Origin of the sequence: Streptomyces sp. NBC_01571 (genome assembly GCF_026339875.1) — a bacterium.
Lineage (GTDB): Bacteria > Actinomycetota > Actinomycetes > Streptomycetales > Streptomycetaceae > Streptomyces.
Genome location: NZ_JAPEPZ010000003.1, coordinates 214,483 through 238,862, shown reverse-complemented (window position 1 = coordinate 238,862; position 24,380 = coordinate 214,483). Strand labels below are relative to the sequence as shown.

The 24,380-nt window shown below is 72.8% G+C and carries 21 protein-coding genes; 15 read left to right on the top strand and 6 right to left on the bottom strand.

The features are described from left to right. Position 1: 1 nt before the first annotated feature. From OHB41_RS49140 to OHB41_RS49085, 12 genes are all read left to right on the top strand, one after another. Positions 2-1,132 carry a 3-oxoacyl-ACP synthase III family protein gene (locus OHB41_RS49140; protein ID WP_266708822.1) on the top strand — a complete coding sequence of 377 codons (1,131 nt, stop codon included), beginning with the start codon at positions 2-4 and terminating at the stop codon, positions 1,130-1,132. Positions 1,133-1,200: 68 nt separating this feature from the next. Further along, positions 1,201-2,070: an ester cyclase gene (locus OHB41_RS49135; protein WP_266708820.1), complete on the top strand. Its 870-nt coding sequence runs from the start codon at positions 1,201-1,203 to the stop codon at positions 2,068-2,070. A gap of 927 nt (positions 2,071-2,997) precedes the next feature. Continuing rightward, a complete protein-coding gene (locus OHB41_RS49130; protein WP_266708860.1) occupies positions 2,998-3,990 on the top strand; it encodes an aldo/keto reductase in 993 nt (330 codons plus the stop codon). Positions 3,991-4,021: 31 nt separating this feature from the next. Further along, positions 4,022-5,218: a phytoene desaturase family protein gene (locus tag OHB41_RS49125; protein ID WP_266708818.1), complete on the top strand. Its 1,197-nt coding sequence runs from the start codon at positions 4,022-4,024 to the stop codon at positions 5,216-5,218. A gap of 43 nt (positions 5,219-5,261) precedes the next feature. Next, positions 5,262-5,918 carry a thermostable hemolysin gene (locus OHB41_RS49120; RefSeq protein WP_266708816.1) on the top strand — a complete coding sequence of 219 codons (657 nt, stop codon included), beginning with the start codon at positions 5,262-5,264 and terminating at the stop codon, positions 5,916-5,918. Next, positions 5,908-7,527 carry an AMP-binding protein gene (locus OHB41_RS49115; protein WP_266708814.1) on the top strand — a complete coding sequence of 540 codons (1,620 nt, stop codon included), beginning with the start codon at positions 5,908-5,910 and terminating at the stop codon, positions 7,525-7,527. Before OHB41_RS49120 ends, OHB41_RS49115 begins: the two co-directional genes overlap by 11 nt. Beyond that, on the top strand, positions 7,524-8,432 hold the full coding sequence (locus OHB41_RS49110) for a TauD/TfdA family dioxygenase (protein ID WP_266708812.1): 909 nt from the start codon (positions 7,524-7,526) through the stop codon (positions 8,430-8,432). Before OHB41_RS49115 ends, OHB41_RS49110 begins: the two co-directional genes overlap by 4 nt. A gap of 82 nt (positions 8,433-8,514) precedes the next feature. After that, a complete protein-coding gene (locus OHB41_RS49105; RefSeq protein ID WP_266708810.1) occupies positions 8,515-10,002 on the top strand; it encodes an MFS transporter in 1,488 nt (495 codons plus the stop codon). 42 nt (positions 10,003-10,044) lie between these two features. Then, the gene (locus OHB41_RS49100; RefSeq protein WP_266708808.1) at positions 10,045-10,614 is read left to right on the top strand and encodes a cupin domain-containing protein; all 570 of its coding nucleotides are present in this window, start codon (positions 10,045-10,047) and stop codon (positions 10,612-10,614) included. 114 nt (positions 10,615-10,728) lie between these two features. Further along, a complete protein-coding gene (locus OHB41_RS49095; RefSeq protein ID WP_168525308.1) occupies positions 10,729-11,199 on the top strand; it encodes a nuclear transport factor 2 family protein in 471 nt (156 codons plus the stop codon). A 241-nt stretch (positions 11,200-11,440) separates the two neighbouring features. Then, a complete protein-coding gene (locus tag OHB41_RS49090) occupies positions 11,441-12,946 on the top strand; it encodes a DHA2 family efflux MFS transporter permease subunit (protein WP_266708804.1) in 1,506 nt (501 codons plus the stop codon). A 133-nt stretch (positions 12,947-13,079) separates the two neighbouring features. Then, positions 13,080-13,706 carry a dTDP-4-dehydrorhamnose 3,5-epimerase family protein gene (locus OHB41_RS49085; protein WP_266708802.1) on the top strand — a complete coding sequence of 209 codons (627 nt, stop codon included), beginning with the start codon at positions 13,080-13,082 and terminating at the stop codon, positions 13,704-13,706. Between the two features lie 485 nt (positions 13,707-14,191). On the opposite strand, the gene OHB41_RS49080 is transcribed toward OHB41_RS49085, so the two are convergent. From OHB41_RS49080 to rfbB, 3 genes are all read right to left on the bottom strand, one after another. After that, positions 14,192-15,487, bottom strand: coding sequence for an MFS transporter (locus OHB41_RS49080; RefSeq protein ID WP_266708800.1), 1,296 nt, complete (start codon positions 15,485-15,487; stop codon positions 14,192-14,194). Next, on the bottom strand, positions 15,484-16,023 hold the full coding sequence (locus OHB41_RS49075) for an ArsR/SmtB family transcription factor (protein WP_266708798.1): 540 nt from the start codon (positions 16,021-16,023) through the stop codon (positions 15,484-15,486). Before OHB41_RS49075 ends, OHB41_RS49080 begins: the two co-directional genes overlap by 4 nt. Before the next feature lie 204 nt (positions 16,024-16,227). Then, positions 16,228-17,220: a dTDP-glucose 4,6-dehydratase gene (gene rfbB / locus OHB41_RS49070; protein WP_266708796.1), complete on the bottom strand. Its 993-nt coding sequence runs from the start codon at positions 17,218-17,220 to the stop codon at positions 16,228-16,230. Between the two features lie 155 nt (positions 17,221-17,375). On the opposite strand from rfbB, the gene OHB41_RS49065 reads away from it, so the two are divergent. Further along, positions 17,376-18,620 (top strand): RNA-guided endonuclease InsQ/TnpB family protein, encoded by a 1,245-nt coding sequence (locus OHB41_RS49065; RefSeq protein ID WP_266708794.1) that lies wholly within the window; start codon positions 17,376-17,378, stop codon positions 18,618-18,620. 13 nt (positions 18,621-18,633) lie between these two features. Here the strand turns inward: OHB41_RS49065 and OHB41_RS49060 are convergent, their stop codons facing one another. Beyond that, a complete protein-coding gene (locus OHB41_RS49060) occupies positions 18,634-19,701 on the bottom strand; it encodes a glucose-1-phosphate thymidylyltransferase (RefSeq protein WP_266708792.1) in 1,068 nt (355 codons plus the stop codon). Between the two features lie 191 nt (positions 19,702-19,892). On the opposite strand from OHB41_RS49060, the gene OHB41_RS49055 reads away from it, so the two are divergent. Beyond that, positions 19,893-20,312 carry an ester cyclase gene (locus OHB41_RS49055; protein ID WP_168525295.1) on the top strand — a complete coding sequence of 140 codons (420 nt, stop codon included), beginning with the start codon at positions 19,893-19,895 and terminating at the stop codon, positions 20,310-20,312. Between the two features lie 163 nt (positions 20,313-20,475). On the opposite strand, the gene OHB41_RS49050 is transcribed toward OHB41_RS49055, so the two are convergent. After that, positions 20,476-21,465, bottom strand: a complete 990-nt coding sequence (locus OHB41_RS49050; RefSeq protein ID WP_266708789.1) for a Gfo/Idh/MocA family protein — start codon at positions 21,463-21,465, stop codon at positions 20,476-20,478. Next, positions 21,462-22,862 (bottom strand): NDP-hexose 2,3-dehydratase family protein, encoded by a 1,401-nt coding sequence (locus OHB41_RS49045; protein WP_266708787.1) that lies wholly within the window; start codon positions 22,860-22,862, stop codon positions 21,462-21,464. Before OHB41_RS49045 ends, OHB41_RS49050 begins: the two co-directional genes overlap by 4 nt. A gap of 297 nt (positions 22,863-23,159) precedes the next feature. Between OHB41_RS49045 and OHB41_RS49040 the strand changes: the two genes are divergently transcribed. After that, the gene (locus OHB41_RS49040; protein WP_266708785.1) at positions 23,160-24,338 is read left to right on the top strand and encodes a glycosyltransferase; all 1,179 of its coding nucleotides are present in this window, start codon (positions 23,160-23,162) and stop codon (positions 24,336-24,338) included. Positions 24,339-24,380 lie beyond the last annotated feature (42 nt).

The window sequence follows — 24,380 nt, the reverse complement described above, 5'->3', positions numbered from 1 at the left end:
CATGCCCCACACCCCCGCCCCGCCCCCCGCACCCGCCGAACGCCACGTGTCCGTCCTGGCCACCGGCGCCCACCTGCCCGGCGAGGCCCTCGACAACGACGCCCTCGCCCGCGTCTGCGGACCGCTGCCCGACGACGTCCTGGACGGCATCCAGGTCGAGCGCCGGCACTGGATGGTCGACCCCGCCACCGGCGCCCACACCACCAGCACCTCCGCCATGGCCACCGCCGCCGCCCGCCAGGCCCTCGACCGGGCCGGCGTCACGGCCGACGAGATCGACCTGATCGTCGTCTCCACCGCCAGCCCCGACTACCTGCTGCCCGTCGCCGCCACCTACGTCCAGGAACAACTCGGCCTGGAACGCTGCGCCGTCATCGAGGTCCGCGCCGGCTGTGTCGGCGCCGTCCAGGCCCTCGACATCGCCCGCCGCCTGCTCGCCGACGGCACCTACACCACCGCCCTGGTCATCGGCGCGGAAGCCGTCTCCCCCCTGCTGGCCCCCGTCTTCCTGGGCCGCGAACCCGAACGCGTACGGATGCGCGACCGGCTGACCGTCTACACCTTCGGCGACGGCGCCGGCGCCATGGTGCTGCGCGCCGGCGAGGAAGGCTCCGCCGCCGGCCGCCCCCGCCCCGTCTTCGCCACCCGCTCCCTGGGCGGCACCCGCAAACCCGGCATGCACATCATCGGCGGCGGCACCGACGCCCCCCTCGCCGAACAGCAGCGCCGCCCCCGCCTCATGGACATCCGCCTCGACATCCCCGGCACCGCCCGGTTCGGCCCCCGGGTCTTCGTCGAAGGCATCCACGACATGCTGCACCGCTCCCGCCTCACCCTCGACGACATCGACGCCTGCGTCCTGCCCGAGGGCAACGCCGAGTACTTCGCCGGCGAGTACGGCACCGCCGGACTGTCCCCCGCCGACCAGACCACCCTGAGCAAGACCATCGTGGAAAACCTCACCGACGTCGGCGCCACCGGCTCCGCCGCCGTACCGCTGGCCCTGGACGCCGGCTGGAGCGAGGGCCGCATCACCCCCGGCGACACCGTCCTGCTGCTCGCCATCGAGGCCAGCCGCTACGTGTACGCGGGCCTCACCCTCACCTGGGACGCCCCCTTCCCCGGCAGGTGACGGGCCGCCGCCCGCCCCCGCCAGCCCCGACCCGCCCCTCGCGGGCGCCGACGCCATAAGGATGGAACGTGTCGATACAAGAGACGGTGCGCACCGCACAGAGCGTGGAGGAGCGCAACAAGAAGACCATCCGCCGGGTCTTCGACGCCTTCGTCAACCAGGGCGACTTCTCGGTCGTGGACGAGATCTACAGCCCCGACATGGTCGACCACCAGCCGCTGCCCGGAGCCCCCGAAGGACTCGAAGGAGTCCGCTACACCATCGCCGGCCTGCGCGAGGGCTTCCCCGACCTGCACGTGACCATCGAGGACATGAGCGCCCACGGCGACCACGTCGTCATCCACAACACCTGGCGCGGCACCCACCTGGGCGACTTCCTGGGCGCCGCCCCCACCGGGCAGGTCATCGAGTTCACCGGCGTCGTGGTGTGGCGGCTGCTGGACAACGGCCTGATCGCCGAACGCTGGGGCATCGGCGTGGAGTCCAACATGCTGGCCGTGCTCGGCATGCGCCGGCTGGCCCCCGCCGCCCGCACCGCCGCCCGCGCCGCCGCCCGCCGGACGGTCACCGGCGCCTGCGCCCTGCTGCCCCTGACCGGCGGCGCGGCCGAGGGCTGGCGCCGCCTGCAGGCCGAGCTCACCGGACCGCGGCTGCACGCCTACGAGGCCTCCCGGCGCCGCGCCGGCATCCTCCAGGAGTCCTTCGACCTGCGCCCCCTCGACGGCCAGGACGTCCTGGTCCACCAGATCGAGGCCCGCGACCCGCAGGCCGCCGCCCGCCGCCTGCTCACCTCCGCCGACCCCTTCGACCACTGGCTGCGCGAGCAGGCCACCGAGGTCCTCGGCACCGACCCGTGGACCCGCCTGGCCGAGAGCGCAACCGCCGGCACGGGCCACACCTGGGCCTCCGTCACCAGCGAACTGGCCACCGCCGACTGACCCGCGAACCGCCCGCCGCCCGGCGCGACCGGTGACCGGCGCCCTCGCGAACGAGCCGCCCCCCGCGAACCGGCCGTGGGCCGGCGGCGGCGAACGGGCCTCCAGCCGGGGGGTGTTGACGCCCACGCACCGGCCCCCAGGCCCCGCCGGCACCGGTGAACGAGCCCGTGGCTCGCAGACGTTGACACCGCGAACAGCCCTCCGGCCCGTGCCGGTGCCGGCGGCGGTGAACGGGCCTCCGGCCCGGGGGGCGGTGCCGGTGAACGGGTTTTCCGGTCCGGGAACGACACCGACGAGCGCAGCTCCGGCCCGCGGGCGTCGACACCCGTGTACGGGCCTTCGGCCCAGGGGAGTGCCCCCGCGGATGAGGGACTCCGGCCCGCGCGGAGACCTGGTGAACAGACCCCCGCCGCAAGGGCGTTGAAACCGGGACGCAGGCCTGCGCATCCCGGGGGAGTCGACCCCGCCGGCCGGGCTCGCGGCCCACGTACGAGCCGGCGCCGGTGAACGGGCCCAAGGCGTACGGGGCCGGATCCGTGAACGGGCCCAAGGTGTACGGGGCCGGAGTCGAAGCCCTGAACTGGCCCTCAACGTAAGGGAGTTGCCCCTCCATGTGCGGGCTCCCGGCCCGGGGGAGTGGCCCCCGCGCACGGTGTCACCGGCCCACGAGAGTTGCCCCCGCGCACCGGCCCCCGGCCCCCGGTCCCCGCGCACCGGCCCCCGGCCCGGGGGAGCGAACCCCCGTGAACAAGCCTGCCGCCCGACGGAGTCGGCGCCGGTGAACGGGCGTAGGCCGGCCGGCGAAGCGCGGCCCCAGTACTTCTCTAGCAGGGGCATCAATACTGTCACTGCTAATTCCCGGGTGGTACCGGCACCGGCAGCCCCCGGGAACGACAACCGCGCGCACGGCTCAGGAAGGAACCGATGATGCGGCAACGAACACTCGGCAGCCAGGGGCCGGCGGTCTCCGAACAGGGACTCGGCTGCATGGGCATGACCTTCGCCTACGGCCCCGCCGACGACCAGGAGGCCCTGCGCACCGCGCACCGGGCACTCGAGCTGGGCGTCACCCTCCTCGACACCGCCGACTTCTACGGCCCGCACAGCAACGAGGAGTTCGTCGCCCGCGTCATCGCCGGCCGCCGCGAGGGCGTCGTCGTCTCCTCCAAGGTCGGCAACGAGATCACCGAGGACGGCACCATCACCGGCCGCCTCAACAACCGCCCCGACTACATCCGCACCGCCGTCGAGGGCACCCTGCGCCGGCTGGGCACCGACCACCTCGACCTGTACTACCTGCACCGCGTCGACCCCGCCGTGCCCATCGAGGAGTCCATCGGCGCCCTGGCCGAACTGGTCGAGGCCGGCAAGGTACGCCACCTCGGCGTCTGCGAGGCGTCCGCCGCCACCATCCGCCGCGCCCACGCCGTGCACCCCCTGGCCGCCGTACAGACCGAGTACTCCCTGTCCACCCGCGACGTCGAGGTCAACGGAGTCCTGGCCACCGTCCGCGAACTGGGCATCGGCTTCGTCGGCTACAGCCCGCTGGGCCGCGGCCTGCTCACCGGCCGCATCCGCAGCCTCGACGGCCTGGCCGAACACGACTTCCGCCGCGTCGCGCCCCGCTTCCAGCAGGGCAACCTCGACCAGAACCTGCACGTCGTCGAACGGCTGCAGCACCTGGCCGCATCCAAGGGCATCACCGCCGGGCAGCTCGCCCTGGCCTGGGTGCTCGCCCAGGGCGACGACGTGGTCGCCATCCCCGGCACCAAGCGCGTCCCGTACCTCCAGGAGAACCTCGCCGCGAGCGACGTGGTCCTGAGTGCGGACGACCTCACGGCGCTCGACGAGATCGCCCCCCACGGCTCCACGGTGGGGGACCGCTATCCCGTCGGCGCCATGGCCACGCTCGACGGCTGAGACCAGACCGGCCGCGGACCTTCGAAGGCGAGTGAGAGCGACAACCATGGCGAACATCACGATCATCGGCGGCGGACTGGCCGGCCTGACCGCGGCGATCTCCGCCGCCGAACAGGGCGCCCGCGTCACCGTCCACGAGGCCCACTCCCACGCGGGCGGCCGCGCCCGCTCCGCCTCCGGCCCCTACGTCACCAACGACGGGCCGCACACCTTCTTCGACAACGGCGACGCCTGGCACTGGCTGCTGCAGCGCGGACTGGCCGGCCGCTACGTACGGCTGTCCTTCCACGAGTGGACCCGCATGCGCTTCCGCCACCAGGGCCGGCTGCGGATGACGCTGCCCGGCGGCTACATGAGGATGACCTGGATGCACCGCGGCATCGACGTCCCCGTCGACCGCTCCTTCCAGGACTGGGCGAGCGAACGCTTCGCCCAGCAGACCGTCGACGAAGCCCTCGGCTTCCTCGGCCCGATCCTCTTCGACGGCGACCCCGGACGCCTCTCGGCGGCCTTCGTGTGGGAACGCCTGCTGCGCGTGGGCACCCCCCGCTTCCCGCTGCCCAGCCGCTACTTCATGGGCGGCTGGGGCGCGTTGATCGAGCGCATGCAACGCGTCGCCCGCGCCCGCGGCGTGGTCATCGAAACAGGCTCCCGGCTGACCGAACTGCCCACCGGCGGACCGGTCATCGTCGCGACCTCCCTCGCCTCCGCCCGCAGCCTGCTCGGCGACAACTCCCTGCAGTGGCCCAGCGGCACCGCCGCCCTGCTCGACATGGCCGTCACCCACTCCAAGAAGGACGGCAACGTCTCCTTCGACATGGACGAGGGCGGCTTCACCTCCCAGTACTCCGACCACGACCCCTCCCTCGCCCCCGAAGGCCAGGCCCTGTTCCAGGGACAGATGCCGATCAGGCCCGGCGAGTCGAAGGCCGACGCGCTGGCCCGGCTGGAGAAACTCTTCGACCTGACCACACCGGGCTGGCAGCAGCGCATCCTGTGGCGCCGCGAAGGCGTCTCCCGGGGCCGCACCGGCGCCCTCGACCTGCCCGGCCTCAGCTGGCGCGACCGGCCCGCCGTCGACCGCGGGGACGGGGTGTTCCTGGCCGGCGACAGCGTCGCCGCCCCCGGCATCCTCGCCGAGACCTCCATCAACAGCGCCCTGCGGGCCGCGGAACTCGCCCTCAGCGCCCGGCCGGCCGCGCACCGTTCCGCGGTGCTCGGGCGATGAGTCCGCCCCGCGTCTCACCCCACCCCGTTAGGGAGCGCAGCACATGAGAATCACCCTGTCCGAGCGCGGCACCCCGGACTGGCAGACCGCCGCGGACCTGGCCCGGCTGGTGTTCGCCAAGCAGTACCGGGCCAGCATCACCCCCGACCCGGACGGCTTCCTCGCCTTCTTCGAGGACACCGCCGACGGCCAGGAGGAAGTCCTCGCCTGCGCCGGCCTGTCCTTCCCCGAGGAAGAGACCATCCTGCTGGAACGCTATCTCGACGCTCCCGTCGAAGACGTCATCACCCAGGCCGTCGGCACCCCCGTCAAACGCGACCAGGTCCTGCAGATCGGCTCCATCGCCTCGGTGCGGGCCGCCGCCGGCGCCGAGATCATCAAAGCGATCCCGCTGATCATGGCCTGCCTGGGCCGCCCCTACGCCGTGATGACCATGACCGGCCGGCTCGCCGCGCTCATGCAGCGCCTCGGCTGCGTCTTCCACCCCCTCGCCGACGCCTCACCCGAGCGCCTGCCCGTCGACGAACGCGCCTCCTGGGGCACCTACTACGACACCCGGCCCGTCGTCGGCTACGCCGAGGCCGCCGAACAGTCCACCCTGCTGCTGGCCGCCATCGGCCGCTACTGCTTCACCTCGGTCGACATGCGGCTGCTGAGCAACCGCCCGGACCGGCAGGGGGTGCTGACCCGTGCCGCCTGACACCGCACCCCTGTCGCTGGCCCGCGGACTGCTCCGGCAGGCCGACAGCGACGCCGTCATGGTCCGCGTCCTGGCCGCCGACGGCGGCGAGGGCACCGCCCACAGCTACCGCGACCTCATCCGCACCGCCCTGGCCCTGGCCGCCGACCTCACCGACCTGGCCCGCACCCTGGGCCGGCCCGCCCGGGTGGGACTGCTCGCCGAGAACTCACCCGAATGGGTCGCCGCCGACCTCGCCGCCCTGTTCGCCGGCGCCGTCGAGATCCCCGTACCCACCGCCTTCACCGCCCAACAGGCCGCCTCCCTCCTGGAGAGGGCCGACCTGTGCCTGACCGACACCGCCGGCGGCGCGGCGCTGGCCCGCTGGACCACCGCCACCCCCGACCCCGTCCTGCCCGCCGGCTGCCCCACCACCCCCCTCGACCTGCCCGCCCTGCTCGCCCGGCCCCCCGCCCCCCACCCGCCCGTCCCCGACCACGACGCCGTCGTCAAGGTCATCCACACCTCCGGCACCACCTCCGCCCCCAAAGGCGTGCAGATCCGCCGGCACGGCCTGGACGCACTGCTCACCTCGCTGCGCACCCGCACCCGCCCGACGATCTTCGAGCGGTACCTGTCCATCGTCCCCCTCAGCCTGCTCATCGAACAGGTCGCCGGCCTCTACATGCCCTTCCTCGCCGGCGGCTCGGTGTCCTTCCTGCCCCCCGGCACCGCCCTGGTCGGCACCGCCGCCGACGCCGCACCGCGCATGCTCACCCTGCTGCGCCAGGCCCGCCCCACCGCCCTGGTCGTCCCGCCCACCGTCGCCGGCCTCTTCCTCGCCCTGTGCGACCAGCAGCCCGCCGAGAGCGTCACCGAACGCCACCGGCGGATCTTCGGACACGACGGCCCCGTCTTCATCGCCTGCGGCGGCGCCCCCGTCCCGCCCGAGATCCTCCAGCGCCTGCACGCCCACGGACTGACCGTCCACGAGGGCTACGGACTGAGCGAGAACTCCTCCGTCGTGTCCTGGAACTTCCCCGGCGAAGTCCGCTTCGGCACCGTCGGACGCCCCCTGGACCACGTGCACGCCGAACTCGCCGACGACGGCGAACTCCTCATCCGCAGCACCTCCCTGTTCGCCGGCTACACCCGCGAGGACCCCTCCAGCGTCGTCGTCGACGACCAGGGCCGCCTGCACACCGGCGACCTCGCCGAGATCGACGACGACGGCTACCTGCGCATCACCGGACGCAAGAAGAACCTCGTCATCACCGCCGGCGGCCGCAACGTCGCCCCCGAATGGGTCGAGGCCCGCTACCGCGAACTCGGCTTCATCCGCGAGGCCGCCGTCATCGCCGACGGCCTCGACCACGTGCACGGCCTGTTCGTCATCGACGCCGGCCTCGACCCCGACACCGCCCGCAGCCGCATCACCGAATTCGGCCGGCGCAAACTCTCCGGCATCGAACGCGCCGCCGTCGTCCACCTCATGTCCGAGGACGACCCCGCCTACGCCACCTGCTTCACCGTCACCGGACGCCCCCGCCGCGACGTCATCCGCCACCACGTTCTCAACCAGCCCCCCGCCGCGGCCGCGGCACCCCAGCAGACCAAGGAGAAGGCATGAGTACGGCTGTGCAGACCACGCCCTACGGCACCGGCAGCGGCCTGCTGGTCCAGCCCGCGGGCCCCGGCGGCCTCGACGGCATCGACCCCAAGGAACTGCGCGACCTCATCGCCCAGGCCGGCTTCCTGCTGCTGCGCGGCTTCGGCGCCGACATGGACGCCTTCACCGCCCTCGTCCAGAACACCTCCACCTCCACCACCCTCGACCCCGCCCGCGACTTCTACTCCGAGGTCGCCCAGAAGGTCGACGCCGGCTTCGACGAGGTCGGCCTGCACACCGAGAACGGCAACAGCCCCTTCCGCTCCCACCTCGCCTGGTTCTTCTGCGAGAAGGCCGCCTCCTCCGGCTCCCAGACCACCGTCTGCGACGGCTACCGCGTCTGGGACGCCCTCAGCGACCAGGCCCGCACCGCGTTCGCCGCCCAGGACATCGTCTACAGCCGCTACGTCGCCGAACCGCAGTGGCGGGCCATGGCCCACCACCTGCTGGGCCGCACCAAGCCCGCCGACCAGATCCAGGTGGCCGAACTCCTCGCCCTGGCCGGACAACTGCCCGGCACCGAGATCACCCCCCAGGACGACGGCGGCGTGCGCTACTCCTTCCGCACCCCCGCCGCCGGCCCCACCGTCTTCGGCCCCCGCCCCTCCTTCGCCAACAGCATCCTGGGCCCCTCCTTCAACTACGAGAAGCCCACCATCACCTTCGCCGACACCACCGAACTGCCCGCACCCCTGCTCGCCGAGGTCGAAGAGGTCACCGCCCGCCTCACCGAGAACCTCGACTGGCAGGACGGCGACGCCGCCGTCATCGACAACACCCGCGTCATGCACGGCCGGCGCGCCATCACCGACCCCGACCGCACCATCTACAACGCCCTCAGCTACATCGAGGCACCCGCCGCCTGACCGGGCCGCCCCCTTCCCGGCCGCCCGCCCCAGGGGCGGCACCGGGAAGGGAGCGGGAGGCAGACCTGTCCGAGAGGGAGCCATGACCACCGACCACCCCGCCGCCGCCCGCACCAAGAACCGCACACCCGACGCCGACGGCGCCGCGGCCGACCCGCGCCGCTGGCGCCTGCTCGTCTTCGTCGCCCTCGCCCAGTTCATGGTGCTCCTGGACACCACCGTGGTGAACCTCGCCCTGCCCGCCATCCAGAGCGACCTCGGCGCCGGCCCCACCGCCATCGAATGGGTACTGACCTCCTACATCCTGTGCTTCGGCGGCCTCATGCTGCTCGGCGGCCGCACCGCCGACCGCTGGGGCAGGCGACGCACCTTCCTGCTCGGCGCCCTGCTGTTCACCGCCGCCTCCCTGCTGTGCGGCCTGTCCGGCGACGCCGGCCTGCTCATCGCCGCCCGCGCCCTGCAGGGCTGCGGCGCCGCCTTCCTCTCACCCGCCGCGATGTCCCTGGTCACCACCACCTTCCCGCGCGGCCGCGAACGCACCACCGCACTCGCCGTGTGGGCCGCACTCGCCGGCCTCGGCGGCACCCTCGGCGTCATCGCCGGCGGCCTGATCACCGACAGCCTCAGCTGGCGCTGGATCTTCTACATCAACCTCCCCTTCGGCGCCGTCGCCGTCGCCGGCGTCCTGCTGCTCTCCCGCGGCCGCCCCGACACCGCCGTCCGCGGCTCCCGCCCCGACCTGGCCGGCGCCGCCACCGTCACCGCGGGCCTGGCCGCCCTCGTCTACGCCATCGTCAACATCCAGGACCACGGTGCCGCCTCCCCGCCCTACGTCCTCGCCCCGGCCGCCGCCGCCCTCGTCCTGCTGGCCGCGTTCGTCCTCATCGAACGCCGCGCCGCCGACCCGCTGATGCCGCTGCACCTGTTCGCCACCCGCTCCCTGGCCACCGCCGGCCTCGGCCGCGTCCTGACCAGCGGGGTCCAGGCCTCCGTACTCTTCCTGTGCAGCTACTACCTGCAACGCACCCTGGGCTACTCCACCCTCAGGTCCGGCTTCGCGTTCCTGCCCCTGGGCATCGTCGCCATCCTGGTCACCGCCCCCGCCACCCGCGTCATGCACCGCGCCGGCCCCCGCCCCGTCTACCTGGCCGGCGCCGCCGGCTCCCTGCTGGGCCTGCTCCTGCTCACCCAGGCCCCCGCCGACGGCAACTACCTGCTGCACCTGCTGCCCGCCCTGCTCATCCTGGGCGCCTCCATGCAGTGCTGCGGCATCCCCGTCAACGTGCACGGCGTCTCCGACATCCCGCCCCACCAGCAGGGCATCGCCTCCGGCGTCCTGGTCGCCGCCTTCCAGGTCGGCGCCTCACTGGGCGTCGCCACCGTCGCCACCAGCGCCCTGACCCGCACCACCAGCGAACTCACCGCCCGCACCGACCCCGCCCTGGCCTGGCTGGACGGCCTCCACCTGGGCTTCTGGATCGCCGCCGGCATCGGCGTCCTCAACCTCCTCACCGCCTACTTCGGCCTGCCCCGCCACCGCACCACCCCCGCCGGCACCCGCACCGCCTGACCCACCCCGCCACCCCCCTCACCGGACGAGAAGAGGCACCCGATGGCCCGCCCCGGAGACACCCTGCGCCTCGGAAAAGACACCCTCACCTTCCTGACCACCGCCGCCGAGACCGACGGCGCCTACGTCGAGGTCGCCGTCGAATACGCGCCCGCCGTCATCAAACCGCCCCAGCACTACCACCCCCGCCAGACCGAACACATGCGCCTGGAAAGCGGCCGCCTCAACCTCCAGCTCGACGGCACCCTCCACGAGTACGACCAGGGCGCCGACTTCCACATCCCCCCGGGCGCCGTCCACTCCATGTGGAACCCCGGCCCCGAAACCACCCGCGTCATCTGGCGCACCACCCCCGCCTACCAGACCGAAACCGTCTTCGAGACCCTGTGGGGACTGACCGACGAAGGCCGGCTGCGCCCCGACGGCACCCCCCGCCTGCAGATGCCGCTGCTCGCCCTCGCCTTCCGCGACGAGTACCGCGTCGTCACCGGCCGCCCCTTCCCCCTCGACATGGGCCTGTGCCTGCTGCTCGCCCCCCTCGGCCTGGCCTGCGGCTACCGCCCCACCTACCGCCCGCCCCAGGACACCGCACGCCTGCAGCCCACCGCCTGAAAACCCCCACCACCCGCCCCCAGCCTGGCGGTTCGAGCCGGAAACGAGGGCCGAGCGAGCGCGCCGCCCTAGCGTCGGCGGCAACCGAACAGGCCGATGCGTGGAGGAATGGTCATGGCCACCGAAGCACACGAATTCACTCTGCCCGGCGCGGATCTCCCGCAGCCCGACGCCGAACTGCGCAAGAAGCGCGAGGCGGTCGTCCTGCAGCACACGGTCGCCGAGATCGCCTGGGACATCGACGGCGTGCTGGCCACCTTCCCGCGCGGCGGCGTCTACCGCATCCAGGCCTTCGAAGAAGGCCCCCTGATCGGCGAAGAAGCCATCAAGAAGGGCTACTTCGCCGACCTCAAGGCGGCCTTCCCCGACCTGGAGCACGACCTGCACCACGTGCACCACACGCCCACCGCGGTGATCCTGGAGGCCCAGGCCCGCGGCAAGCAGCACGCGGACTGGCGCGGCATACCCAACCGCGGCAAGTCCATCGACGCCCCCGTCGCCGTCTTCTTCCACTTCGACGGCGACGTCCTCATCGACGAGACCCTCTACTTCGACATCGCCACCTTCCAGCGCCAGCTCGCCTGACCGGGCCCACCGCCGCCCGCACGCCGCGGCGCCCGCCTACCGACACCGGTACGCGGGCCCCGCGGCGCCGCCGTGCCCGCACCCCGCACCGGCGCCCACCGGGGCTCGAGGAGGAGTCGAGTACGCGTCCGTAGCGTCGTCGGCGCCGGACCGGCCCGGTGGCGACGGATGCGCCGGCGCAGGCCGGACAGGTCACGGCGAAGAGCATCTCGCACTGACCAGCCTCCAGAAAGGATGCTCGATGAGCACCGTCAACCCCCCATCCCCGGGCGGTGAAACCAAGAGGGTGGTCTTCTGGGCCATTCTCACCACCAGCCTCGCCTCGTTCATGGCGGGACTGGACAACCTCGTCATCATCACGGCGCTGCCCACCATCCGGGAGAAACTCGGCGGCAGCCTCACCGACCTGGAATGGACGGTCAACGCCTACACCCTGTCCTTCGCGGTCCTGATGATGTTCGGCGCCGCCCTCGGCGACCGCTTCGGCCGCCGCAAGGTCTTCAGCCTGGGCCTGCTGCTGTTCACCGCCGCCTCCGCGGCCGCGGCCCTCGCGCCCGGCATCAACGAACTCGTCGCCGCCCGCGCCGTCCAGGGCGTCGGCGCGGCCATCATCATGCCGCTGTCGGTGACCCTGCTGACCGCCGCCGTGCCCGCCGAGAAACGCGGCGCGGCCCTGGGCATCTGGGGCGCCGTCAACGGACTGTCCATCGCCGCCGGCCCGCTGGTGGGCGGCGCCATCGTCGAGCACCTGTCCTGGCAGTGGATCTTCTGGCTGAACGTGCCGATCGGCCTGGCCCTGGCCCCGCTGTCCTTCCGCAAGCTCGCCGAGAGCCGTATCGCCCACTCCCGCCTCGACGCCGTCGGCACCGCCCTGGCCAGCCTCGGCCTGTTCGGCATCGTCCTCGGCCTCATCAAGGGCCACGGCGACGGCTGGACGTCCCCGCAGGTCCTGGGCGCACTGATCGGCGGCACCGCCGTGATGGCCCTGTTCGTCGTCTGGGAGAACCGCACCGAACACCCGATGGTCCCGATGCGCATGTTCCGCAACCGCGCCTTCACCGCGATCAACCTGGCCGGCGCCCTGATGTCGGTCGGCATGTTCGGCGCGATCTTCCTGATGACCCAGTTCCTGCAGAACATCCAGGGCTACACCGCCATGCAGGCCGGCGTCCGCCTGCTGGCCTGGACCGCCATGCCGATGGTCGTCGCCCCGATCGGCGGCATGGTCTCCGACCGCATCGGCGGCAAACCCGTGGTCACCCTCGGCCTCGCCATGATGACCGCCGGCATGGTCTATTGGGCCTTCGTCCTCGAACCGGACGTCTCCTACGCCGCCCAGCTGCCCTCCCTGATGATCTGCGGCGCCGGCATGGCCCTGTTCTACGCCCCGCTGATGAACCTCACCATGGGCTCGGTCGCCGAACACGAACAGGGCATCGCCTCCGGCGTCACCGCCGCCACCCGCGAGGTCGGCGCCGCCCTCGGCGTCGCCCTGCTCGCCTCCATCTTCAGCGCCAACGGCGGCTACGCCTCACCACGCAACTTCGTCGACGGCCTCGTCCCCGCCATGTGGGTCGGCGCCGTCGCGGTGGCCCTGGCGACCTTCTCCATGCTGCTCGCCCCCTCCCGCCGCCCCGCCGCCGCGCCCACCCGCGCCCCGGCCGCGCAGCCCGCCCCGGCCGCGCAGCCCGCCCCGGCCGGGCAGCACACACCGGCGGGGGAGAGCACCCCGGCCCCGCTGCACTGACCCGCACACCCACCCGGGGTCCGCGGCCCCGACGGCCGCGGACCCCGCCCTCGGCACACACCGCCACACTGCTGACGGCCCGTCACCCCGCGGCCGGACCACCCCACGACCCGACGACCCGAACCGAGGAAGCATGGCCATTGAGGAGATGAAGGTCCGCGACGCCTTCCGGATCACGCCGTCGCAACTCCCGGACAACCGGGGCCGGTTCTTCGAGGCCTGGCGCCTGGGCGAGCTGACCGGAAGCAGCGGCCAGCCGTTCACCGTCCGCCAGGTCAACTTCTCGGTCTCCCACCGCAACACCCTGCGCGGCATCCACGGCACCACCCTGCCGCCCGGCCAGGCGAAACTGGTGACCTGCGTACGCGGCGCCGCCCTGGACGTGGTGGTCGACCTGCGCGTCGGCTCCCCGACGTTCGGCATGTTCGACACCACCCTGCAGGAGGCCGGCTCCGGCATCGGCGTCTACCTCGCCGACGGCCTCGGCCACGCCTTCCTCGCCCTGACCGACGACACCTGCATGAACTACCTGTGCTCCGAGGAGTACGTCCCCGGCACCATGGTCGACATCCAGGCCCTCGACCCGGCCATCGGCATCCCCTGGCCCACCACCACAGGCCTGATCCGCTCCGAGAAGGACGCCACCGCCCCGAGCCTGTCCGAGGCCGTCGCACGCGGCCTGCTGCCCACCTACGAAGAGGCACTCACCTCCTACGGCCCCTCCTGGCAGCTCCCGCACCCCCAGCACCTCGGCAGCTGAACACCCCCGGCGGCCGGAGACAGCCACCGCACCCCGGCACCACGGCGACCGCCCCAGCGCACCCGCGACGGCGAACACGCCCTCAGCGCACCCGCGACGGCGAACACCGCACCCGTCCCCGGCCCACCGCCACACAGGGCTCCGGTCACCGCCGCACCGAGCTCCGGCGGCATCGGCCACCGCCGGGCCGGGCATCCAGCCGCATGAGGCTCCGGTCCGGCCCGAGACCCAGCCGGCCCGGCCACCCTCCGGCGAGGACCTCTTCGCCCTCCGGCGGAAACCCTCCGAACTGCGGCGAGGACCCTTCCGTCGACCGTCCGGTGGAACTTCTGATGGGCGGGCCGAGGCGTGCGGGACATTCACCCGGGTGCTCACGCGCCCGGAGCTGAAGCGAATTCCTCTTCCTCGATGACGGCCCGTTACCTGGTCGCGCTGCGGCGTACGGGCCTGGCACCCGGCCTGTTGCGACGCCTTCGCGGCAGGCGTCACACCAAGCCGGGCGCACTCTCCTGGGCGGGATCCTTGCCTGCCGGGTGATCCGGACCGCCGGCCGGGGCGGCGGCACGCAGCGCCGCCTCGACCCGGCGGTTGCTGGTCATGGATGCCGTGACGGCCGTCATCGCAAGGAGGAGGACGCCGGCGGCGTAGAGCGGGGTGCGGATGTCGTAGGCGGTGGCCAGCCAGCCGCCGAGGAAGGCCCCGACGGGGGCGGCGCACAGGGCGAGCATGCGGGAGGTGGAGGCGACCCGGCCCATCAGGCGGGCGGGGACGATCGCCTGCCGGAGGGAGGGGGCGAGCACCATCGTGGCGCCCATGCCGGCCCCGCAGACGGCGAGCGCCAGCCCGGCCGCGTACGGGTTCGGGGCGGCGGCCAGGCCCAGGATGGCAAGCCCTTCGACGGCGGCTGTGCAGGTCAGTGCGGTACCGGTGCCGAGCCGCCGGCCGAGGAAGGAGGCGATGCCCGCACCGAGCAGGCCGCCGGTGGCCTCCGCCGTGAGGAGCAGGCCGAAGCCGTAGGTGTCGATGCCGAGGCGGTCGTGCGCGAAGAGGGCGAGGACGGTCTCCACGGCGAGGAAGGCGACGTTCCCGACCGCCGGGCGGAGCGCGAGTCCGAGCAGCACCCGGTCCCCGAAGACGTACGAGGCCCCGGCCCGCGCCTGCCGAAGCAGCGACTCGCGGGCCTCCGGCACGGGGCGGGGCATGGCGGGCAGCGTACGGACGAGCAGTGCGGAGAGCAGGAACGACACCGCGTCGGCGAGCAGCGGGACCGCCCGCCCGAGCGCGAGCAGGGCACTGCCCGCGGGCGGCCCGGCGAAGCCGGACGCGGCGGTCTGGGCGCCGCGCAGGCGGGAGTTGGCGCGCTCCAGGAGTGCGGGGTCGCGGCGGAGCAGATCCGGCAGGTAGGCCGTGGCGGCCGTGTCGAAGAAGAGTCCGCCGAGGCCGAGGAGGAAGGCGACGGCCGCGAGCAGTGGAATGCTCAGCACGTCGAGCGCGGCCGCTGCCGCGGGTATCGCGAGCAGTGCCGCACGCGCCGCGTCGGTGACCCACATCGTGCGGCGGCGGTCCCAGCGGTCCACCAGGGCACCGCCGAGCACCCCGAAGAGCAGCCACGGCAGGGTTCCGGCGGCCGTGACGACGGCGAGCGCCATCGGATCCCGCGTCAACGTCAACGCGAGCAGCGGCAGTGCGGCATGCGTCACCCCGTCACCGAGCGAGGAGATCGTCTGTGCGGTCCACAGCCGTCCGAATCCGGCCGGCAACTTCCGGGCTTCTGAGGTCACTTGGCGTCTCCTTCGGCCTGCTCGCCCGATGCCGGGTGGAACAGTGCGAAGACGAGTGACGCGTCCGGCAGCGACGGATCGGACAGCTCCCGGTACTCGTCCGTCAGTGCCTGCAGCCGCGCCCCCAGCTGTGCGAACTGCTCCTCGGTGAGCCGCAGGTGCGCCATCCGCACATGCCGCTCGGTATCCACCGGCGCTGCCTCCAGGTCCGCCACCGCGTGCCGCATCAGCACATCCGGCCCTCCCTCGCCGGGATCCGGCAGCGCGATCGACCGCGCGGCCATCGCGTAGTACCGCTCGGTGACCCCCCGGACCTTCCGTGTCCGTACCACCTTCACCAGGCCGGCCCGCTCCAGCAGCCGTACGTGGTAGCTGGAACTCCCCTTCGCGAGACCCACTCGCTCGGCGAGCTGCGTGATCGTCGCGGGCTCGAAGCGGAGCACGGCCATGATCCGGTGGCGCGTGAGGTTGGAGACGGCGCGCAGCTGTTCGTCCGTGGTGACGTGGAACGTCTCGGGGAGATCGTCGGTAGGCATGCGAGCAATGGTCAACGATTCTTGACCATTGCGCAAGGGGATTGGCGCGGACTCCCGGAATCCGCTGTCCGGCGCGCGGGACCTTCTGCCGATGCCTCCCGCCCGCTGCCGATCCGAGGGACTGTCACACCGGTGCCCCGAAGACCTGTACGGGTCTTCGGGGCACCGGTGTGCGACCGCGCGGCCCCGCCGGGGCTCACCCGTTCACAGGGCGGCCTTGTGCTTGAGGGGTTCCCACCAGGAACGGTTGTCGCGGTACCAGGCGAAGGTCTCCGCCAGGCCCTGGGTGAAGTCCTTGCGGGGCCGGTAGCCCAGCTCGCGGGAGATCTTGCCGCAGTCGACCGAGTAGCGCAGGTCGTGGCCCAGCCGGTCGGGCACGTGCTCGACGCTGTCCCAGCCCGCCCCGGCCAGGTCCAGCAGCAGCGTGGTCAGTTCCTTGTTGCTCAGCTCGGTGCCGCCGCCGATGTTGTACACCTCGCCCGGCCGGCCGCCGGTGCGCACCAGTTCCAGGGCCTGCACGTGGTCGTCGATGTGCAGCCAGTCCCGTACGTTCAGCCCTTCCCCGTACAGCGGGACGCGGTGCCCGTCGAGGAGGTTGGTGACGAACAGCGGGATGACCTTCTCGGGGAAGTGGTGGTGGCCGTAGTTGTTGGAGCAGCGCGTCACCCGTACATCCAGGCCGTGGGTGCGGTGGTAGGACAGGGCCACCAGGTCGGAGGAGGCCTTGGAGGCGGCGTAGGGGGAGTTTGGCCGCAACGGGTCGCTCTCCGGCCAGGACCCCTCGGCCAGGGAACCGTAGACCTCGTCGGTGGACACGTGCAGGAAGCGGGCCCGGCCGCCGGGCCGGCGCAGCGCCGCGTCCAGCAGGGTCTGGGTGCCCAGCACGTTGGTGGTGATGAACTCGGCGGCGCCGAGGATGGAGCGGTCGACGTGGGACTCGGCGGCGAAGTGCACGATCTGCTCGTGTCCGGCGACGAGTTCGGCCACCAGGCGGGTGTCGCGGATGTCGCCGTGGACGAAGCGGAAGCCGGGGTGGCCGCGGACCGGGTCGAGGTTGGCGGGGTTGCCGGCGTAGGTGAGCTTGTCGAGGACGGTGACGTGGACGTCGCCGGGGCCGGCCGGGCCGAGCAGGGTGCGCACGTAGTGCGATCCGATGAACCCCGCGCCGCCGGTGACGAGGATGTGTGTGGTGGTCATCGGGTTCCTCCGTGGACGGCCCGGCCTTCCGGCCGGGGAGGAAACGGACCCCTGCGGAGCAGGGCAGGGAGTGATGAGTCGCCGACTGCGCTGATCACCGTCCACCGTCGACGGCTTGCGGGGTGATGGTCGGTGGCGGCTTGTACGTTGGTCGCGTGCATCTGCGTTACTCCTTCCGTATCGAGCCGACGCCGGGCCAGCGCGTTGCGCTGGCCCGTACGTTCGGCTGTGCGCGGGTGGTCTACAACGACGCGCTGGCCGCAAGAAAGGCTGCCTATGGGGCGGACAAGTTCCGTATCTCCAGCGGGGTGTTGGCCCGGCGGGTGATCACGGAGGCGAAGCGGACAGCCGAGCGGGCGTGGCTCGCGGAGGTGTCCGTCGATGTCCTGCAGTCCGCGGTGCGAGACCTGGACGCGGCCTACAGAAACTTTTTCGATTCGGTGTCGGGGAAGCGGTCGGGGCGCCGGTTCGGATTGCCACGGTTCAAGTCGAAGCGGGACAGCCGCCAGTCGGTCAGGTTCCCCAAGAACGGGTTCCGGCTGCGGGCGGACGGCAGGTTGAACCTGGCGGAGATCGGTGACGTACGCGTGCGCTGGTCGCGGCCGCTGCCGTCTGCCCCGTCGTCGGTGACCGTGATCCAGGACGCGGCCGGCCGGTGCTTCGCCAGTTTCGTGGTGGAGGTCGAGCCCGCGCCGCTGCCGCCTGCCGGCACCGAGGTCGGCATCGACCTGGGCCTGAGCACCTACGCCGTTCTCTCGGACGGCACGGTGATCGGCAATCCGCGTTTCCTGCGCCGGGCCGAAGGCCGTTTGAGGAAGGCCCAGCAGGCCCTGAGCCGGAAGGCGAAGGGATCGAAGAACCGGGCCAAGGCCCGTGTCCGCGTCGCACGAGTACACGCCCAGGTCGCCGACGCGCGCCGGGACTGGCTCCACAAGGAAACGTCGAGGATCGTCCGCGAAAACCAAGCGGTCTACCTCGAAGACCTTGCGGTCAGCGGGCTCGCACGCACCCGGCTGGCGAAGTCCGTCCACGATGCGGGATGGGCTGCCTTCCGCCGCATGCTCGAGGACAAGGCGGCCCGCGCGGGTCGGCATGGGGGCGTCGTGTCGCGTTGGCTGCCCTCCTCCCAGACTTGCCACGTGTGCTGGACCGTGGACGGGAAGAAGCCGTTGCACGTGCGCGGGTGGACGTGCGCCGGCTGTGGTGCTGTACATGACCGTGACCTCAATGCGTCGCGGGTGATCCTGGCCGCCGGGCAGGCGGACAGACGAAACGCCTCCGGAGGGCCGGTAAGACCTGGCGTGGCGATCCCGCACCAGGCCGGGCCCGTTGAACGAGGAACCCACTCGAAGCCCCAGCCGGTGAGCACCGGCAGGCAGGCCGGAGTCCCGGCCTTGTGAGGCAGGGAGGATGTCAAGAGGAGATCTGCACCTTGCTGTGGTCGCCGAGGATGAGCCGGTGGGCGGCGGGGATCCGCGGGGCGGGGGTCACCTCCACGTTGCGTCCGATGATGGAGGCCTCCACGCGGCGGGCGCCGCGCACCGAGGAGCCGTCCAGGACGATGGAGAACTCGATCTCGCTGTCGGTGATGCGGCAGTCGGCGGCGATGGAGGTGAACGGGCCGACGTAGGAGCCGGTGATCACGCTGCCGGCGCCGATGACGGCCGGGCCCACGATGCGTGAGCCGGTGACGCGGGCGCCCTCGTCGATCCGTACCCGGCCGATGATCTCGCTGGTGTCGTCGACGTCGCCCTCGATACGGGGTTCGGCGTGCTCCAGGACGGACCGGTTGACCTCCAGCATGTCGCCGACGTTGCCGGTGTCCTTCCAGTACCCGGAGATCGTGGTGGAGCGGACGTCGCGGTCCTGGTCGATCAGCCACTGCAGGGCGTGGGTGATCTCCAGTTCGCCGCGCCAGGACGGCTTGATGGCGCGGACGGCCTCGTGCACGGCGTCGGTGAACAGGTAGACGCCGACCAGCGCGAGGTCGCTCTTGGGGTGCTCCGGTTTCTCCTCCAGGCCCACGATCCGTCCGCCGGGGCCGAATTCGGCGACCCCGAACTGCTGCGGGTCGGAGACCTGGGTGAGCAGGATCTGGGCGGCGGGCCGCTGCGCGCGGAAGGCGTCGACCAGGTCGGAGATGCCGCCCACGATGAAGTTGTCGCCGAGGTACATGACGAAGTCGTCGTCGGCGAGGAACTCGCGGGCGATGAGGACGGCGTGGGCCAGTCCCAGGGGAGCGGACTGGGGGATGTAGGTGACGGCGAGGCCGAACTTGGAGCCGTCGCCGACGGCTTGCATGATCTCGTCGGCGGTGTCCCCGACGATGATGCCGACCTCGGTGATGCCCGCGTCCGCGATCGCTTCCAGGCCGTAGAAGAGAACCGGCTTGTTGGCCACGGGCACCAGCTGCTTGGCGGATGTGTGGGTGAGGGGGCGCAGGCGGGTTCCGGCCCCGCCGGAGAGTACGAGAGCCTTCATGGCTTCGATGCTAGGAGCGGGCACTTGAGCCGGGATCGGGGATGGGCCGCGCCCACAGGCGCCCTCCAGAGCGGCTCCAGAGGCGGTGGGGATCCTCGGTGGGCAGCGGCCGGTGGCGAGCTCGGCGGGGTGACCCGCGGGGCCCCTTCGCCCGCCCGTCCAGTGACGCGAGCCCAGAGAGGCACACAGGCATGGCAGACAACCACCGTGAACTCGTCCAGCGCTTCGTCGACATGATCAACAGTCATGACGTGAGCACCATGAGCGCGCACACCGCGCCCGGGCACATCGACCACAACCCGGTCGTCGAGGACGGCATCGAGGCCAACACGGCGTTCTGGGAGCAGATCTTCGCCGCGTTCCCCGACGTCAAGGTCGTCACCCACGACCTGGTCGTGGAGGGGGACCGGATCGCCGGCCGCTTCGAGTACTCCGGCACCCACCAGGGCACCTTCTTCGGGGTCGAGGCCACCGGGCGTCCGCTCAGCTTCCAGTCGATCGACTTCTGGCGGGTCGAGGACGGGCTGCTGGCCGAGCACTGGGACCAGCTGGACATGGCCGGCCTCTTCCGTCAGCTCGGTGTCGACATCCACGCCGGCCAGGACGCGTAACCGCGCCCCCGGCGGACGGGGGGCGGCCCGGCGCGCACGCGGTGCGCGCCGGGCCGCCCCGCGTACCCCCACCCGACCCCGCCCCCCGCCCCCGGTTCCGGTCCCGGCGGCGGCCGCCGGTCAGGTGGCGGCCGGCCGGGGGCCGGGGGAGCGGGAGGGGCGGTCAGGGGGCGGGCGGCCGGGTGGCGGCGGCCTGTTCCACCTCGTCCACGAGCCGGGCGTGGGCCAGGACGGCCTCGGTGTGCGGGGTGAAGTCCTCGCCGTGCAGGACGGCGCGGGCGAAGACGCCCGCGATGTTGGTGAAGTGGGCGTCCGGCGCGAGCCGGATCTCCTCGACGGCGCCGCCGCGTTCGACGTGCAGCACGGGGACGTGCTCGTCGGGGGTGCTGAAGGCACGTTCCAGCCGCAGCCGCCCCTCGCTGCCCCACAGGTCGTAACCGCTGCGGTAGGCGTGCTCGACACCGTAGGCGAGCTGGGCCGCCGCCCCGGACGGGGCCGTCAGCAGCGCGCCGCCCGCGGGAGCGGGCCCGTGCGGGCCGGCCGGGCGCACATGGGCGCCGGCCACCCGCAGGCCGGGGCCGAGGAAGAGCTGGGCGGCGCGCAGCGGGTAGGCGGCGACCTCGGGCAGGGTGCTGGCGCGCCGCAGGGTGCCGTCGCCGTCGCGGCGCAGCGGGATGCCGAACTCGGAGCCGAACAGCTGCAGTTCGCCGATCAGTCCGTCGTCGAGGAGCCGGCGGACGCGGGCGTGCTGGGAGTGGTGCAGGAACATGAAGCTCTCCATCAGCAGCAGGCCGCGCTCGCGGGCGAGAGCGACCGCCTTGTCCGCGTCGGCCTGCCGCAGCGCGAACGGCTTCTCGCACAGCACGTGCTTGCCGGCCGCCAGCGCCCGCAGCGTCCACTCCGTGTGCAGCTCGGGCGGCAGCGGCACGTACACCGCGTCCACGTCCTCGCGCTCCAGCAGCCGCGCGTAGCCGGCCACCGGCGTGCCGCCGAACCGGTCGGTGAACGCCCGCGCCCTGGCGAGGCTGCGGCTGGCCACGGCGCTCACCCGGATGAGCGGCTGGCGGGCCATCGAGGGCAGCATGCGCCGTCCGGCGATGTCCGCGCAGCCCAGCACGCCGATGCGCAGGCCCGGCCCGCCCGGCCCGCTCACCGCGCGTACGCCCCGCCGCGCGCCCAGGCCGCGCGCAGCCCGGTCAGCAGCGTACGGGCCTCGATGTTCAGGTAGTTGCTGTGCCGCAGCAGCGCGGACATCTGGTCCACCGTCACCCACAGGAAGTCCTCGGGCACGTCGACGGGGAAGTCGCCGCCCACCTCCATCAGGACGTAGCGGTTGCCCGCGTGGTGGAAGCGCCCGCCCTCCTCGGACTGCACGGTGTCGTACAGCAGTGAGCCGGCCTCGGCCCGCAGGACCAGGTCCAGGAACCGCGGCTGGCGCGGTGCGGGCAGGGTCAGCGCGCGGCCCGGCTGGCACTGCACGGTGGGGCCGAGCTCCGCCACGTCCAGCACGCCCGCCTCGGAGCGGGCGTGCGCCAGCAGGTGCGGCACGCCGCCGATGCGGCGCACCAGGAACGCGGACAGGCCCTGTTCGGCCGGCGCGAGCAGCGGCTGGGTCCAGCGGGTGACCTCGCGGTTGGCGGCGGCCACGGACGCGGCGATGACGGTGAAGTGGTGGCCGCTGTCGTGGGAGATCCCGTCCTCGGTGCGCCGCCAGCGCCGTACGGCCGCCAGCGGCATGCTGGTCTGCACCAGCTCCCGGTGCGCCTTGATCTCGGTGAGCCGGTTGAGGAGGTGCTCCATGGAGTGCAGCGGGGGTCCCTCGTCGGCGAAGGACGGGATCAGCGACAGCACGGTACGGGCGTCCATGTTGACCACGTTCGACTCGTGCAGCAGCTGGTGGATCTGGCCGAGCGTCAGCCACACGAAGTCCTCGTGCTCGGGGACGTGGCCGAGCGCCTCCACCACCATGTTCCGGTTGCGCTTGCGCAGGAACCAGGAGCCCTGTTCGGACTGGAGGGAGTCGAACAGCACCCGTGAGGCGGTCCGCGGCGGCGCGAAGTACTCGATGTAGTTCACGGGGGCGCCCCGGTGCACCCCGGTGTAGTTGCTGCGGGTGGCCTGCACGGTGGGGGACAGCTGGACGGTCTCGATGTTGCCGGGTTCCATCTTGGCCTGCATCAGGCAGTGCAGGACGCCGTCGAACTCCTTGACGACGATGCCCAGGATGCCGATCTCCGGCTGGTTGATGATCGGCTGCGACCAGGACGCGGCGTGCCCGTTCCACTCGGTGCGCACGTGCAGGCCCTCGACGGAGAAGAACCGGCCGCTGTCGTGCACCAGGTTCCCGGTGGCGCCCTGGAAGCGCCAGCCGACCAGCTCGCGGAAGGGGACGCGCCGCACCTCGTAGCGGTTGGTGCGGCGCTGCTCGGCGAACCATTCGCGGAAGACCGGATTGGGTGTCACCGGGCTGTCCAGGGTCTGGGCCGACAGCGTGAAGCGCCGCCCGAGGCCGGTGAGGGCGCCCGCGGGCACCGCTTGGGTGATGGTCATAAAACATGACTCCTTCGCCGTGTCCCGCGCGCCCAGGGCCAGGCCGCCGCCCACGACCATCCGGCAGCGCGATCGGCCGTTGCTGGAGGGCGCCTCGAAACGCCCCGCACGCCCGCTCGAGGCACGCCCCCGCGCCCGGCGCGGGGGAGCGGAGGAGAGGGTCTCCCCCGCGGGGCGGCCCAGGTGGGGCCGCCCGGGTCGCCCTCCTGGAGCAGCCGCCCCCTCCCGGTTTCTTTCAGCGCTAGATCTATTGTCACTGCTAGACAAGGGGGGCGGGCGTCCCTACGCTGAGGCGGTATGAGAATCCTCTTTGCCAGCGCGGGCAACTTCGGGCACGTCTATCCCCTGCTTCCCTTGGCGAAGGCCGCGCGCGCCGCGGGCCACGAGGTGGTGTTCGCCACCGGCGAGCAGCTCCACCCGGCCCTGCGGGCCGCCGGCCTGGAGCCGGTGACGGCGGGCCGTTCGGTCCCCGAGGCGTTCATGGAAGCAGTGCGCGGCAGTGCCTCCCTCGAGCACGACGGCGCCGACCTGGGCGCCCAGGACGTGCCGCCGGAGGTGCTGGCGGACCTGCATGTGAAGGTGTTCGGTTCGGTGCTGCCCCGCTGGGTGGCCGCCGACCTCGCGCCCGTCCTCGCCGACCGGCGGCCCGACCTCGTCGTCTACGAGGCGATGAACCCGGGCGCCGCCTTCGCCGCACGGCTGGCGGGCGTGCCCGCCGTCGCGCACGGCGTCGGGGTGATGGCGATGGGCCCCGAAGAGGCCCGGATCCAGGAGGAGTTGCTGGCCACCGCGGCCGACCTCGGGGTGAGCGTGCCCTACGGCCAGCTGCTGGCGCTCGCCGCCACGTACATCGACATCTGCCCGCCGTCGCTGCAGGACGCCGGCTTCCTGGCCGCCCCGCTGCCCCGCATCGAGCAGCGCCCCGTCGCCTACGGCGAGCCGGGTGAACTGCCCGCGGGCATCCGCGACGCGGACGGCCCGTTCGTCTACCTGACCCTGGGCACCGCACTGGGCTCGGTGGACGTGCTGCGCACGGTCATCGACGGGCTGCTGCCGCTCCAGGTGCCGGTCCTGGTGGCGACCGGACCCGTGGTGGCCGTCGGCGACCTGGGTGAACTGCCCGAGCGCGTGGTGGCGGTGGAGTGGGTGGCCCAGCCCGAGGCGCTGAAGCGGGCGGCGCTGGTGGTGCAGCACGGCGGTGCGGGCACCACCCTGGCCGCGCTGGCGGCCGCGCTGCCCCAGCTGATCCTGCCGCAGGGCGCCGACGGCCCCGCCAACGGCGCCGCCGTGCGCGACGCGGGCGCCGGCGAGGTGATCCTCGCCGGCGGCCTGTCGGCCGACGCGGTCACCGAGCAGGCCCGCCGCATCCTGGGCGACGAGAGCTACCGGGACGCGGCCCGCAAGGTCGCCGCCGAGATCGCCGCGATGCCCGGCCCCGCCGAAACCGCCGCCCGCCTCCCGCAGTTCACCGCCTGACCTGCCCGACCTGCCTGACCCGCTCGGCCTGTTCGCCCTGTT